This is a genomic window from Marivita lacus, from assembly GCF_014637725.1.
Lineage (GTDB): Bacteria > Pseudomonadota > Alphaproteobacteria > Rhodobacterales > Rhodobacteraceae > Marivita > Marivita lacus.
On the sequence record NZ_BMFC01000002.1, the window covers coordinates 597,452 to 610,185 of the forward strand.

Below are 12,734 nucleotides of genomic sequence, written 5' to 3' on the forward strand. Positions count from 1 at the left end.
CCTCTTTCCGAGATCGTGCGCTCTACGGATGCGCCATCTCGGCGGGATTGTCCAGTTAGCCCGGGCCGTGATGTGAGGTCAGGCGACCGGAGCCTGAAACCCCGGTCGAGATGTTCAGAACGATTTGGTCAGTGACACCTTGAACGTGCGCCCCGGTGCTTTCCGGCTGGGGGACGACAGGTGGCCGACATAATCCGCGTCAAAAACGTTCTCGATGCCGAACCGCACTTCTGTCTGGTCCAGCCATCCCTGCGCTTCCGGCTTCCATGTGGCGCGCAGGTTGTGCACCGTGCTGTCGGACAGGTCAGCGCCAAGCGCATCGCGGCGGTCGGCGGCGTGAACCATTTCCCAGCTCAGATCCAGCGTCTCGTCCCATTTCCTGCCCAGCGTCAGCTGCGCCCGGTCTGCCGGGCTGTTGCGCCAGATGGAGTCTGTACCATCAGGATTGAACTCGGTGCCCTCGCCCAGATGCCCTGCAACATCGACGTAGAATCCGCTGGCCATCCCGTAAGATGCCTCGATCTCGAAACCGCGGGATTCGACCCGGTCCAGTTCCGTCGACATGGACCCGGCGACCGTGTAGCTGGTGATGTCCCACAGCTCTGTTTCGTAGAGGTTGCCGCGTATGGTGAACGTGTCGCCCTGCGCAAAGACATCCGAGCCAGTATATTCCGCGCCCAATTCGAATGTGTGGGATTTCTCGGAGATTCCGATGCGCCGTTGGGCGGTTTCGCTGATGCCCAGATCGTCGATGATCGGCAAGCCTACGGTATAGGCGGCGCTGCCGAAGACGGACATCCCGTCGCCGAAATCATAGGCCAGCGCAAGGCCCCCCATCAGCGCGTCCTCATCATGGGTGTTGGGCGCACCGGCAAGGTCGACCGCGCTTTCGATGCCGGAGCGCTCGTAGCGCAAGGCGGGTGTGATGGTGACGTGGCCAAGGGTCATCTCGTTCACGACGAAAACTGCAAACCGCTCATCCGTGCCACCCGGAGCGCTGGGTTGGTCGGCGCGTTCGCGGCGTTGCAATTCGAACCCGGCCACCATGTCATGCGACACCGCCCCCGTGTCGAACAGCGCCTGGTTGTTGACCGTGAGCTTCGTGGTCTCATAGCGATGGTCCGCGTCTGCCAGACCCAGAATGCCGCGAAACCCCGGTGTACCTTCGAGCGGGGACGAGCCGGGTATGTAATCCGAGGCGACGTCCTGATCGGCGTAGGACAGGTTTGCGCGCAGGTCGATGAGGTCGCTGACCGGGTTGAAGCGGTATTCGAGAACGGTCTGCCGTGTATCGGTCACCCGGTCGACCCGACCGAATGCATCCGCCGTGGTGATGAATTGGTCATAGGGCACGTCCTTGTCATCGGCCACGGTCTGCGAATGGCTGAGGCTCAGCGAATGCGCCTCGTCCTGCCCGAAGGTGAATTTGCCCTTCGCAAGGAAAGACGGCGTCTCGAAGGCCGAGTTGCCGATTGTCGTGCCGTCACCGGCTTCGAGGTCATCCTGATCGCGCCATGTGTAATTCAGAAGGAACTCGGCGCGTTCCATCGGCATCCAGGCAAGGTTCGTCGAACTGACCGTGCCGTTGCCGTTGGAGCTGAACTCGAAGGTTTGCGAGCCGCCAAAGCCCGGCACGCCGCCGGTGAAATCCCACGCGGCCTTGGTCTCGAGCCGGACGACGCCGCCGACGATCCCCGATCCGTAGGCAAAGCTGCCGATCGTGCCACGCAGTACCTCGACGTCGCGGTAGAGCAGCGGGTCGGTGAAGAGCTGCGTGCCGATGCGGTAGAGTTCCTCTGACCCAACGCTGGCGCCGTCGATCTGAACGGCAATCTTCTGATCCGAGCCAAAGGTCGTGTTCGCGCCGAAGCCCCGGATGTTGATGCCCGAGCCTTGCGGCGTCGTGCCGTTGACGAGGGTCACGCCGGGGACCGAGTCGATCAGTTGCGCGACGGTGCTGGCCTGACGGTCGCGGATCTCTTCTTCACCGACGACCGTGCGGGACAACGCGGTGCCGAAGCTGAGATCGCGCTTGCCGCCAGTCAGAATCAGGGTTCCCAGAAAACCGGGATCGGTGTCTTGCGCCGTGGCCGGCACGGCCAGCGACAGGCAGACAAGCGCGGTTGTGCCGCGCAGGAGGGGGGTGAGCATTTGCGCCATCCTTCATGTGTGTCTTGCCGTAGCTTGCGAAGGCTGGCGCGGCGGTTTGGTGATTTTGCGATGAACCTCATCGCGATGGGTTGCACCGTTACCTTTATCATACTAAAACAGTCAAGTACTTAAGGCAGCCACGCACCGTTTCCCTCCGGGCGCAGCCATCGGACATCAAAACAAACTCCGAGGCTGCACATGACACAGCAATCCGCTGTCCCCCCCTCTGCAATCCGTGCGTATCAAGCGGAAAACCCGAAACTGCGTGCCCGCGATATCGCGAACGCCCTGCGCATCACCGAAGCACAGCTTGTTGCTGCACGCGTCGGCCAAGGTGCCACGCGAATCGCCGCACATCCCGATCGGATCATTCCCGCCGCCGAAAGGCTGGGCGAGGTCATGGCCCTCACCCGCGTCGATGCCTGCGTTCATGAAAAGGTCGGGGCCTATGGCAATTATCATCCCGGCGAGCATGCGGCGATGACCCTGACAAAGAATATCGACCTGCGTATCTTCCCCTCTCACTGGGTGCATGCCTTCGCGGTCGAGACCGAGGCCGAGCAGGGCCCGCGTCGCTCGTTGCAGATTTTCGATGCGGCGGGCGACGCGGTACACAAGATCCACCTGCGCGATGGCTCGAACCATAACGACTGGGCCGCAATCGTCGCCGGGCTCGCGCATGAGGATCAGTCGGATATGCAGGTCGTCGAGGATCGCAAGCCGGTCGAGACCGCCAGATCGCGTCCCGACAAGCTGGACATCCTGCGCGACGAATGGGCAAGGCTGACCGATACGCACCAGTTCCTGCGCCTGTGCTCAAAGCTGAAAATGAGCCGGCTGGGGGCCTATCGCATTGTCGGTGCGCCATTTGCCCGCGAACTGGAACCGAAGGCTGCGGATGCGATGCTTCAGGCGGTGCGCGACGCCGGGATCGAGGTGATGATCTTTGTCGGCAATCGAGGCTGCATCCAGATCCATACCGGCCCGGTCCACGAACTTAAGCCGATGGGTCCCTGGCAGAACGTGATGGACCCCGGTTTCAACCTCCATCTGCGGCTCGACAAGGTGGCCGAGGTCTGGGCGGTCGAAAAGCCCACGCAGCGCGGTGCAGCCGTGTCGGTCGAGGCGTTCGATGACGACGGCGGGCTGATCTTTCAGGTCTTCGGTGTCGGCAAGGAACGCCGGGACTCGCGCCCCGAATGGGGCAGGATCGTCGATGCCCTGCCCGCGCTGACCGAGGTTCCGGCATGAAGCCCACAAACAGGAACAGTCCGAGCCTGTTCGCGATTGTGGCTGCAATGCTGTTTGCCCTGATGGCACTGGCCGTCAGCGCCCAGCAATCCACACCTCCCCCAAGCCCGCATGCCGACGTGCTCTCCATCGGCGGGTCGGTCACCGAGATTGTCGCAGCCCTTGGTCAGCAGCATCGGCTCAAGGCCCGCGACACGACGTCGTCCTACCCGGTCGAGGTCACCAATCTGCCGGATGTGGGCTACATGCGGTCACTCTCTCCCGAAGGGGTGCTGTCGGTCGACCCCTCGCTGATCCTGTCCGAAGAAGGCGCAGGACCACCCGAGGCGCTTGATGTGATCCGTGCGGCGGATGTACCGTTTGTCGAGGTGCCCGACGCCCTGACCGCCGACGGCATCCTGCGCAAGATCAAGGTCATCGGCGCAGCCCTTGGCGTGCCCGAACGCGCGGAAGCTCTGGTGGCCGAGGTCGAAACGGCGCTGGCGGCAGCGCTGGCCGATGCAGAGCGACCGGCACACGAGAAAGCACGCGTGATGTTCGTGCTGTCGACACAGGGCGGCAAGATCAACGCCTCCGGCACCGGGACCGCCGCCGATGCGCTGATCCGGATGGCGGGTGGCGTAAACGCGGTCACAGAATACGAAGGCTACAAGCAGATCACCGACGAAGCTGTCGGATTGGCAGCACCCGACGTGATCCTCATGATGGATCGCGGTGGCGATCACGGCGCGGCGGATGACAAGCTGTTCGAGATGCCGTCGATCAAGTTGACACCCGCCGCCGGGACTCGGTCGGTCATCCGCATGGACGGGTTGTTGATGCTGGGCTTCGGCCCGCGCACCGCCGAGGCCGTTCGCAGGCTGAACGACGCGCTTTACGCCAAGGGAACCTGAGCCGTGGCGGCCGTGACCGATCTTGAAACCGCCCCGCGTGACCGGGTGACCCGTGCGCGGACCCTGCACGGCGTTCTGGCGGGTGTGCTGGTGTTGGCCTGCATCGCAAGCCTGCAGATCGGCACGACGGATGTGACGCTGTCGGCCATGCTGGCCAAGCTGATGCAGGGCGAGGCTCTCAGCCAGATGGAGCGCGTGGTTCTGTTCGACATTCGCCTGCCCCGCCTGTGCTTGGGTGTCCTCGTGGGCGCGGCGCTGGCTGTCTCGGGTGCCGCGTTGCAGGGATTGTTCCGCAACCCGCTGGCCGATCCGGGCATCGTGGGCGTCGGTGCGGGGGCCGGGCTGGGTGCGATCATCGCCATCGTTCTGAGCGCGTCGCTGCCGGTCTGGGTGATCGACCTGACCGGCATCCACCTTGTGCCGTTTGCGGCCTTCCTTGGCGGCTGTGGATCGACGATCCTGCTGTACCGGGTGTCGACCCGTCATGGGCGCACATCGGTGGCCACCATGCTTTTGGCGGGCATCGCGCTTGGGGCGCTGGCGGGCGCACTGTCCGGCATTCTGGTCTACATCGCCGATGACCGGCAGTTGCGCGATCTCACTTTCTGGGGGCTCGGGTCGCTGGCGGGCGCAAGCTGGGCCAAGGTTCTGGCCGCGGGTCCAATGATCGTGCTGGCGATCGGCGCTGCACTGATGCTGGGTCGCGGTTTGAACGGGCTGGCGCTGGGCGAGGCAACGGCCGCCCATATCGGCATCGACGTGCAGCGCATGAAATCCATCGCCATCCTTGCCGTGGCCAGCGCGACCGGAGCGGCTGTGGCCGTGTCGGGCGGGATCGGGTTCATCGGGATCGTCGTGCCGCACCTCTTGCGGCTGGCCTCCGGTCCGGATCACCGGACGCTCCTGCTCAATTCCGCGCTGCTGGGCGCGATCCTGCTGATCCTTGCGGACATGATCGCGCGGGTCGTCATTGCGCCTGCCGAATTGCCCATCGGCATCGTGACCGCTGTTCTGGGCGCGCCAGTCTTTCTGTGGATCCTGCTCAAACGCCGGGGGCTGGTGGACCTATGAGCCTGATCGCCGAAAACATCCGCGTGTCCTATGGCACCCGCGAGGCGCTGCGCGGCGTGACACTGACAGCCTTGGCGGGTCAGATCACTGCCATCGTCGGGCCAAACGGATCAGGCAAGTCCACGCTGCTGGGGGCGATCACTGCCTCCCTACCCTTTCTGGGCCGGGTCAGACTGAACGGTCAGGACATCACAGGGCTGAAACCTTGGGAACTGGCCGCACGGCGCGCCGTGCTGCCGCAGGCCTCGCGGCTGGCCTTCCCGTTCACCGTCATCGAGGTTGTGCGGCTGGGTCTTCAATCGGGCACCGCTGGTGATCGCCCGGAGGTGCCCTTGCAGGCGCTCGCGCGTGTGGGTCTGGCCAGCTATGCCAACCGCACGTTCCATGACCTCTCGGGCGGCGAGGCACAGCGCGTCATGCTGGCCCGCGTGCTGGCGCAGGTCTGGTCGCCGGTCGAGGATGGACAACCCCGCTGGCTGCTGCTGGATGAACCGGTCTCGAGCCTCGATATCGCGCATCAATTGCAGGTGATGGAGATTGCCCGCGATTTTGCCTGCGCAGGCGGTGGCGTGATCGCCGTCATGCACGACCTGAACCTGACCGCGCTTTATGTCGACAGCGTTGCAGTCCTGGCCGAAGGGCAGATGCTTGCCTTGGGTACACCCGCCGAGGTGCTGACGGATAACATCCTGTCCCGGGCCTATGGCTGCGCCCTGCGCGTCTCGGCTCCGCCGCCCGTTGGCATTCCCTATATCCTGCCGCATGCGGCCTCACATCCCTGATATCCAACCAAGGAGCTTCCCATGTATCTTGCCATGAATCGTTTTTCCGTCCCGCTGGAAAACGCCGCCGACTTCGAGGAGCTTTGGCTGTCCCGCGAAAGCCATCTTCAGGACATGGAGGGGTTCGTGTCGTTCCATATGCTGAAAGGCCCCGAGGCCGAGGGATGTGTTCTCTATGCATCGCACACGGTCTGGCAGTCGGAAGGCCACTTTCGCGCCTGGACGACCAGTGAGGCGTTCCGCGCCGCGCATGCCCGCGCCGGTCAGACACGCAAGCTGCACAACGGCGCGCCCCGGTTCGAAGGCTTCACCGCAATCCAGAGCATCGACGCATTGCAAACGGCATGATGGCAAATTCCACGCATGCTTTTTCTGCGTGGGCAAGGGTTCGCAGCGGCAAAGACGTACTGATTTTATCAGGTATTGAAGCCGCACTGTCCGACTGCTAACACACTTTCATCCAGCAAGGCAGCCCGCCCCAGCCAGATGACCCGATGACCCGATGACGTTTTCAGGGGCTGGATCCATGTTCGCAAAACACAAGATACTTGCACTCGTCTTCTTTTCGGTGCTGCTCATCGGCAATCCTGTCTCTTCGCAAGACGCCCACGGCGCGCATGTGTCGACCGAGATCAATGCGCTGGAACCTGTCGAAGACGCCTGCCGGATCAGTTTCCTTGTCCAGAACGGGCATGATGCCGATATCGACAAGGCGGTGTTCGAGGTCGTTCTTTTCGACACCGAGGGGCGGGTCGACCGTCTGACGCTGTTCGATCTTGGTGCCCTCCCGACAGCGCGACCAAGGGTCCGTCAGTTCGTCGTACCGGGTCTGGCCTGCGCGTCACTGGGGCGTCTGCTGGTCAACGGGGTCGAAACATGTGCGGGCGACGGCCTGCCGGACAATGCCTGTTCCACCAACCTTGAACTGCGCAGCCTGACCGATGTCGAGGTACTGGGATGATCGAGACACTTCAGAATGCGATCCTGCGGATCACCGATCATGGCGGTCCTGTCGTCCTTTTACTGGGTGCCCTGTCGATCGTCGTCGTGGCCATCATGCTCTTCAAGCTGTGGCAATTCGCGGTCGCCGGTGTCGGGCGTCACAAAGCGCTGCAAGAGGCCATCACGGCTTGGGATTCCGGGGATCGTCTTGCGGCCCGCGCGCATCTTGGCCGGTCCCGCAGTTATCTCGTCCCCATTGTCGAAATGGCGCTTGATGGTCAGGGCGATGCGGCCCGTCTGGAGGCCGAGGCAGAGGCGCGTTTCGCCCGTCTGGAAAGCGGGTTCCGGGTGCTGGACTCGGTAGCGCAGCTCACGCCGCTGCTGGGCCTGTTCGGCACGGTGCTGGGCATGATCTCGGCGTTTCAGGCCCTGCAGGAAGCGGGCGCGCAGGTGGACCCGTCAATCCTTGCGGGGGGCATCTGGGTCGCGCTGCTGACCACGGCGGTCGGGCTGGCCGTCGCCATGCCGACCTCGGTCCTGCTGAGCTGGTTCGAGGCGCGCATGGATGCCGATCGTGTTCTGGCGCAAAAGGCGCTGCGCACCGTGCTGGCCCCGTCAGGTCGCCCTGCCGCGACCGAACCGCAATCGGCCACGGTCCATGCGTAGCACACGGCGCAGGCGCAGATTGTCGATGACCTCGCTGATCGATGTCATCTTCCTGCTGCTGCTGTTCTTCATGCTGTCCTCGACATTCACCCGGTTCGGCGAGATTCCGTTCAGCACCGCCGGGTCCGGCGGCGGCATGTCGGCAGAGCGCCCGGTTTTTCTGACGCTGGCGGAGGGATCGCTGAGCCTTAACGGGGTGGATGCGACATTGCAGGATCTGCCGCAATCGCTGGCCGGGCATCGCTTAGCCAACGAGCCTCTGACCGTTCTTGTCGCGGCGCGGACAGAGGTCACGGCGCAGCGGCTCACCGATCTTCTGGTCGTGCTGAACGGGGTGCCCGACCTTCGCGTGACCATGCTGGAGGCGACATGAAACACCGCCGCACCAAGGCCGAGCGCGAACCGACAATCGCCCTCATCAACATCGTCTTCCTGATGCTGATCTTCTTTCTGGTCGCGGGCACGCTGGTCCCGCCGCTCGACAAGGGGCTGCGGCTGGTCACCGCTGCGGAGATCGAAGCGACTGCGCCTGCGGACGCTCTGGTGCTGCACGCGGATGGGCGCATGACCCATCGCGGTACCGATATCGCAGACGCGGCAGCATTCTTGTCCGACATGCCCGAGGAGGCCCGCGCCCTTGTCCGGGTTGTGCCTGACCGCGACCTCCCCGCCGGCACGCTCATCGCGGTCGGTCGGTCGTTGCGCGAGGCCGGTGCCGGAACCGTGCTCATCGTGACCGAACGGGGGATGCAATGATGCGCGGCACAGGTGTTGCAAAGCTGGCTGCTGTGTCGGTGGCGGTCGTGGCCCACGGGGCGCTGGCCCTCGCTCTGGTCGCCACGGAGGACGCGCAGATCGAGGGTGCACGTGGCGGGGCGGAGGTTCGTCTTGGGTCGGCCTTTGCCGACATGTCGTCGGGCGTGGTGACAGCAGAACGCACAGAGGACGCCGACGCGATACCGTCGGAGATCCCGGAGGTTATTCAGACGGACCGACCCGTGCAAACGCCGTCGGAGGGTCCTGTCAGGGCAGTCGAGGCCGGGCGTAACGCCACACTCAGACCAGAGGTCACGCCGATCCTTCAGGCAGCGCAACCCGTCGCGGCAGTTGCAGCCGAGGTTGCGGCGGCACCCATCCCGGAGGATGTGGCAGTGCTGGCACCGTCGTCCACGCCTGAGGCCATGGCCCCTGCCCCTCCACCCGATCGGATTGAGGGCGCGTCATCCAACACCGCTGCCGTGGTGCAGTCGCTGCGACCAAAGCCGCGCAGTGCCCGTTTTGAAGCTGCGCACAAACCAGCACCGGCCAAAAGTACCGCTGCGCAGCTGGTTCCTCGACCTGCCGCTGCGGCGAAACCTCAACGCGGGAATGCCGACCAGAACGCACGGTCGGGCGAAGTGACGGGCACCGCTGCTGCCACAGCGCGGCAAAGCGGGGATCGCGGACGGCAGAGCAACGCCGGCAACGCGGCGGTCAGCAACTATCCCGGACAGGTCATGCGCAAGCTGTCCCGCGCGGGCAAACCGCGCGTCACTGCGCGCGGAACAGCCCTTGTCGCCTTCACGATCAGCGCCAACGGCGCGCTTGCGACGGTCTCTCTGGCCCGCAGTTCCGGCTCGCCCGCGCTGGATCAGGCGGCAGTGCAGCTTGTGCGCGGCGCGGGCCCCTTTCCCGAACCACCACACGGCGCGCAGCGGAGTTTCTCGATCCAGATCCAGGGCCGATAATGTTGGCTCGGCTGATCAAGCGTACCGGGCGCAATCCGACCTTTTGCCGCGAGGCAGTCACGCCTTACGCAAACTCCTGATCCGCGAACAGTTCGTCGGGTGCGACGCCCCGTTTTTCGGCGCTGGCACGGACCGCCTCCTTTAACGCGGCGCTGCGGGCCAGCAGGCGGCGAAACCGGACCTCGTCCAGCTCCAGAAGCGCTGACGGCGCAATGGCGCGCACTTCTGTCTTGCGCGTCCTTTTCATGAGGATCGCCATCTGGCCGAACATCTCCCCACGCCCGAGGCGCCAGGTTTGCCCTGCCGTCTCCACTTCCGCCGCACCCGAGGCGATGAAGAACACGCTCTTTGCTGTGCCGTCCCTGCGGATGATGATGTCGCCTGCGTTCACGTAGCGTGTCTTGAGCGCGCGACTCAGCCGTTTCAACTCGGACTCGGCCAGGGTCGAGAAAAGCGGAAACTGCCGCACCAGTTCGATGCGTTGCAGCGCGATATCAAGCTGGGGGCGGCCCTCGGCGGCAGCCCGGCGCAGATCGAGATCTTCCATGAGCTTTGTATAGACTTCGGCCCCGATCAGCCCGTCCTCGCGCATGGTCGCGTATTCGCGTTCTTCCAGCCGGAGGGCGGTGCGGCGGATAAACCGTCGTTCCAGTTCCTCGGCATAGCCGGGATATTGCAGGCGAAGACCGTCAAGCCCGGTTTCGACAGCGTCGATCCGGCGCGACAGCGACTCGCGCAAAAGATCCGCCACCCGGCGTCCATGAATCCGGCGGATACGCCGGTCGATAAAGGCTCCCAGATCCCGCAGCACCAGTCGCTGGGACAAGAGCAATTCGAACCGATCCGCAGTCATCCGGGCCAGTGGTCCCGACAGGCGCAATCGACTGTGCAACAGGCCTGCGGCGCGGAATGCAGTGCCATAGGCAACGCTGCGTCTGGCGGCGCGGTTGTACCCGCTGCGTCCGCCGGAGCGTGCCCCCTCGATCAGGCGATCCGCGTCCGACAACACCTGTTCCGCCATGCGCGAAGAAATCGTCCGCTCGCGCACCCGAGCCAGGATCGTGTCGCGTTCATGTCCTGCCAGCGCGATCAAGCCCAAGGTGATCCGGTCACGGTCTTGAATGTCCGCGCTGTCCTCGGCCGTCTTGACCGCGTCATCCAGCCGCTCGCCGAACCGCTTGGCTTCGGACCGGACAATATCGTGGCTGAGGTCGTAGTTTTCGGTGGTGCGCGCCACGTCCTCCCGCACCGTCTGCAGCGCGACGGCAACCACCTGACGCGACAGCGCCTCGTCGATGGGCGACAGCCGATCAAGGCCAAGCCGACCGATGATCCAGCGCAGCGTCGTGCCCTGCACGATCAGCGTGAACAGCGTGAACCCGGTGGCGAGGATGCCCACAAGACGCTGAATGCCGTCCGGCACACGGAAGCTTTCGGTCACCGCCAGCGCCAGCGCCAGCGTCACGGCCCCGCGCAAGCCGCCCCAAAGGATCGCGACGCGGTATGGACGCTCGATGGCAGGGGACAGCCTCAGCGAAGTCAGAAGCGGCAAAAGACCAAAGAGGATCACCACACGCGCGGCGATCGCGGCGAGGATCACCACACCAAGAAGCAGGAAATCCGAGACCCGCACCTCTTCCAGAAGGCGCGGGATCAACAGCGCCGCAAGGATAAAGATCAGCGCCCCGGCCCAATGCGCGAGCACATCCCAAAGCTCGCGCAGATTGGTCCAGGCCTGTGGCGGCAGGCGTCCCGGCCCGGTCAGGTTCAGCGTCAGTCCGGCAGCGACAACCGCGATCACACCGGACGCCCCGATGCTCTGTTCTGCGCCGATATAGGCCAGATAGGGCAGCGCGACCGAGATCGACAGCTGCGCAAGTTCGTGCTGGCTGAACAGCGCCATGACCCACACCGCGATCCGCGCCGCCAGCCACCCGGTCAGCGCACCTCCGAAAATCAAGAGCGGGAACCGGGCCAGCGCATCGCCGAGGTTCGGGTCCGGCACACCCAGCATCACGAACCCCATGAACAGGCCGAACAGCGCGATGGCCGCAGCATCGTTCAGCAGGCTCTCGCCCTCGATGATCCGCGCCAGCCTGCGCGGCGCAGAGATCGACCGGAAAATCGAAACCACCGCAGACGGATCGGTGGTGGACACGATCGCCCCGATCAGAAGGCACGCGGCAAGCGGCAGAGCGCTTGCCCAGGCCAACGCATAGCCCACGCTCAAGGTCGCCACGATGACAGCGACAACGGCAAGCACAAGGATCGGCACCCAATCGTCGAGCATCCGGCGCAGGTTCATTCCCAGCGTCGCCTGGAACAGCAAGGTCGGCAGGAAAACGTACAGAAAGACATTGGAGCGGATCGGCAGATCGAGGATCGCACTCGCCACAGGGTTGAGAGCGTCGGTCAATTCGGTCCGCAGGAAGAAGATCGCGCCGACACCGATCAGGATGCCGATGCTCGCCAGGATCACGCTGTAGGGCAGACGCAACCGCGCCGCCAACGGCTCCGCCACCCCGATGACGAGGAACAGCGAGGCGATAACGGTCGTGATGAGAACGATGTCCATGTTACTGATTTATCAGACTGTCAGCCGGTCGCATTGCGAAAACAACGATGCTTGTGGCGCGTGCGCGGATTTTGGGAGACCTGCGGACATCCTGCGCCTTGTCTGAGGTCGCGAAAGCTGTCGCCGTGCTGTCGTTGTCCGACAGGCTCGGGTTCAATATTGCGGAACCTTCTGTCCCTGTGCAGCCAAGGTCGCGACCTTGGCAATGCGCGCCTGACGCGTTTCGGGGCGCTTGGCTGACGCAATCCACCGCAGGATGTTGCGCCGGTACGAGGGGGCAGACGCCTGCCACCACCCTGCCGCGCCATGCGTGCAAAGCGCTTCGACAAGGTCATCGGGATCGAGCAGCGCGTCGACAGGATCGCTTTCGGTCCACCGCCCGCTTTGCTGCGCCTGAGCAATTGCGGCCAGCCCAGCGGGGTGCATCCGTCCCTCGGACTTGAGCCGCGTGGCGCAGTCCTTGTAGGTTTTCGCCCAGGCCTGCTGTTTGCGCGGTGAAATCAGCTGCATCGTGCGCGCGTCGTCCAGCTTGAGGCGGCGACCGTCGATCTGGCCTGCTGCCGGTTTCGTGGACACGAAGATAAGATCGTGACCATGGAATTGGAGATTGGATATGACGAGACGAAAGTTCAGCCGCGAGTTCAAGATCGAGGCAGTAAAGCTGGTGACCGAGCGG

13 protein-coding genes are annotated in these 12,734 nt (G+C 64.2%); 10 read left to right on the forward strand and 3 right to left on the reverse strand.

The genetic code is table 11. The features are described from left to right. Nucleotides 1-114 precede the first annotated feature (114 nt). The gene (locus tag IEV82_RS07605; RefSeq protein WP_188481386.1) at nucleotides 115-2,151 is read right to left on the reverse strand and encodes a TonB-dependent receptor domain-containing protein; all 2,037 of its coding nucleotides are present in this window, start codon (nucleotides 2,149-2,151) and stop codon (nucleotides 115-117) included. 198 nt (nucleotides 2,152-2,349) lie between these two features. On the opposite strand from IEV82_RS07605, the gene IEV82_RS07610 reads away from it, so the two are divergent. The 10 genes from IEV82_RS07610 (at nucleotide 2,350) to tolA (ending at nucleotide 9,483) form a co-directional block, all read left to right on the forward strand. Then, on the forward strand, nucleotides 2,350-3,402 hold the full coding sequence (locus IEV82_RS07610; RefSeq protein WP_188481387.1) for a hemin-degrading factor: 1,053 nt from the start codon (nucleotides 2,350-2,352) through the stop codon (nucleotides 3,400-3,402). After that, nucleotides 3,399-4,295: a heme/hemin ABC transporter substrate-binding protein gene (locus tag IEV82_RS07615; RefSeq protein WP_188481388.1), complete on the forward strand. Its 897-nt coding sequence runs from the start codon at nucleotides 3,399-3,401 to the stop codon at nucleotides 4,293-4,295. The genes IEV82_RS07610 and IEV82_RS07615 overlap by 4 nt, the downstream gene beginning before the upstream one ends. Nucleotides 4,296-4,298: 3 nt before the next feature. Further along, entirely contained in the window at nucleotides 4,299-5,366 is a 1,068-nt protein-coding gene (locus IEV82_RS07620; RefSeq protein WP_188481389.1) for a FecCD family ABC transporter permease, read from the forward strand. Next, nucleotides 5,363-6,148: a heme ABC transporter ATP-binding protein gene (locus tag IEV82_RS07625; RefSeq protein WP_188481390.1), complete on the forward strand. Its 786-nt coding sequence runs from the start codon at nucleotides 5,363-5,365 to the stop codon at nucleotides 6,146-6,148. Before IEV82_RS07620 ends, IEV82_RS07625 begins: the two co-directional genes overlap by 4 nt. Before the next feature lie 21 nt (nucleotides 6,149-6,169). Next, nucleotides 6,170-6,496 carry a heme-degrading protein HmuQ gene (gene hmuQ, locus IEV82_RS07630; protein WP_188481391.1) on the forward strand — a complete coding sequence of 109 codons (327 nt, stop codon included), beginning with the start codon at nucleotides 6,170-6,172 and terminating at the stop codon, nucleotides 6,494-6,496. 178 nt (nucleotides 6,497-6,674) lie between these two features. Next, on the forward strand, nucleotides 6,675-7,109 hold the full coding sequence (locus IEV82_RS07635; RefSeq protein ID WP_188481392.1) for a hypothetical protein: 435 nt from the start codon (nucleotides 6,675-6,677) through the stop codon (nucleotides 7,107-7,109). Further along, a complete protein-coding gene (locus IEV82_RS07640) occupies nucleotides 7,106-7,756 on the forward strand; it encodes a MotA/TolQ/ExbB proton channel family protein (RefSeq protein ID WP_188481393.1) in 651 nt (216 codons plus the stop codon). Before IEV82_RS07635 ends, IEV82_RS07640 begins: the two co-directional genes overlap by 4 nt. Beyond that, nucleotides 7,749-8,129 (forward strand): biopolymer transporter ExbD, encoded by a 381-nt coding sequence (locus tag IEV82_RS07645; protein WP_188481394.1) that lies wholly within the window; start codon nucleotides 7,749-7,751, stop codon nucleotides 8,127-8,129. The genes IEV82_RS07640 and IEV82_RS07645 overlap by 8 nt, the downstream gene beginning before the upstream one ends. After that, nucleotides 8,126-8,512, forward strand: coding sequence for an ExbD/TolR family protein (locus IEV82_RS07650; RefSeq protein ID WP_188481395.1), 387 nt, complete (start codon nucleotides 8,126-8,128; stop codon nucleotides 8,510-8,512). The genes IEV82_RS07645 and IEV82_RS07650 overlap by 4 nt, the downstream gene beginning before the upstream one ends. Further along, entirely contained in the window at nucleotides 8,509-9,483 is a 975-nt protein-coding gene (gene tolA / locus IEV82_RS07655) for a cell envelope integrity protein TolA (RefSeq protein WP_188481396.1), read from the forward strand. Before IEV82_RS07650 ends, tolA begins: the two co-directional genes overlap by 4 nt. Before the next feature lie 64 nt (nucleotides 9,484-9,547). Here the strand turns inward: tolA and IEV82_RS07660 are convergent, their stop codons facing one another. After that, the gene (locus tag IEV82_RS07660; RefSeq protein ID WP_188481397.1) at nucleotides 9,548-12,058 is read right to left on the reverse strand and encodes a cation:proton antiporter; all 2,511 of its coding nucleotides are present in this window, start codon (nucleotides 12,056-12,058) and stop codon (nucleotides 9,548-9,550) included. A 153-nt stretch (nucleotides 12,059-12,211) separates the two neighbouring features. Then, on the reverse strand, nucleotides 12,212-12,734 hold a 523-nt coding region (locus IEV82_RS07665), incomplete at its 5' end, for a YdeI/OmpD-associated family protein (RefSeq protein WP_229747710.1).

Coding starts and splice junctions, on each gene's coding strand:
- IEV82_RS07635 (WP_188481392.1), top strand. CDS start 6,675: ATGTTCGCAAAACACAAGATACTTGCACTCGTCTTCTTTTCGGTGCTG.
- IEV82_RS07615 (WP_188481388.1), top strand. CDS start 3,399: ATGAAGCCCACAAACAGGAACAGTCCGAGCCTGTTCGCGATTGTGGCT.
- hmuQ (WP_188481391.1), top strand. CDS start 6,170: ATGTATCTTGCCATGAATCGTTTTTCCGTCCCGCTGGAAAACGCCGCC.
- IEV82_RS07640 (WP_188481393.1), top strand. CDS start 7,106: ATGATCGAGACACTTCAGAATGCGATCCTGCGGATCACCGATCATGGC.
- IEV82_RS07645 (WP_188481394.1), top strand. CDS start 7,749: ATGCGTAGCACACGGCGCAGGCGCAGATTGTCGATGACCTCGCTGATC.
- IEV82_RS07625 (WP_188481390.1), top strand. CDS start 5,363: ATGAGCCTGATCGCCGAAAACATCCGCGTGTCCTATGGCACCCGCGAG.
- IEV82_RS07660 (WP_188481397.1), bottom strand. CDS start 12,058: ATGGACATCGTTCTCATCACGACCGTTATCGCCTCGCTGTTCCTCGTC.
- tolA (WP_188481396.1), top strand. CDS start 8,509: ATGATGCGCGGCACAGGTGTTGCAAAGCTGGCTGCTGTGTCGGTGGCG.
- IEV82_RS07605 (WP_188481386.1), bottom strand. CDS start 2,151: ATGCTCACCCCCCTCCTGCGCGGCACAACCGCGCTTGTCTGCCTGTCG.
- IEV82_RS07610 (WP_188481387.1), top strand. CDS start 2,350: ATGACACAGCAATCCGCTGTCCCCCCCTCTGCAATCCGTGCGTATCAA.
- IEV82_RS07650 (WP_188481395.1), top strand. CDS start 8,126: ATGAAACACCGCCGCACCAAGGCCGAGCGCGAACCGACAATCGCCCTC.